Here is a 451-nt window from a genome sequence, read left to right on the forward strand (position 1 = left end):
CGTACAACCGTGTCGCCGTCCTACGGATGGCCGCTATGGTGAAAACCCAAACCGCTTACAACATTACTACCAATTTCAGGTAGTCTTAAAGCCATCACCAGATAACATTCAAGAGCTTTACTTAGGCTCACTAGAAGCAATGGGTATTGATACCCTAACTCACGAAGTACGCTTTGTAGAAGATAACTGGGAATCACCAACGCTTGGCGCATGGGGCTTAGGGTGGGAAATTTGGTTAAACGGTATGGAGGTAACGCAATTTACCTACTTCCAACAAGTAGGCGGATTAGAGTGCTCACCAGTAACAGGTGAAATTACTTACGGCCTAGAGCGTTTAGCGATGTATATTCAAGGCGTAGATAGCATTTACGACCTAGTATGGGCAGACGGTCCACTAGGGCGTGTAACTTACGGCGATGTATTTCATCAAAATGAAGTAGAGCAATCTACT

Annotated in this window: 1 protein-coding gene; it reads left to right on the forward strand. The window is 45.2% G+C overall.

The features are described 5' to 3' along the window. On the forward strand, positions 1-451 hold a 451-nt coding region (locus R2R70_RS18965), incomplete at both ends, for a glycine--tRNA ligase subunit alpha (protein ID WP_410978744.1).

Source organism: Cobetia sp. SIMBA_158, from assembly GCF_046566945.1.
GTDB classification, from domain to species: Bacteria; Pseudomonadota; Gammaproteobacteria; order Pseudomonadales; family Halomonadaceae; genus Cobetia; species Cobetia amphilecti.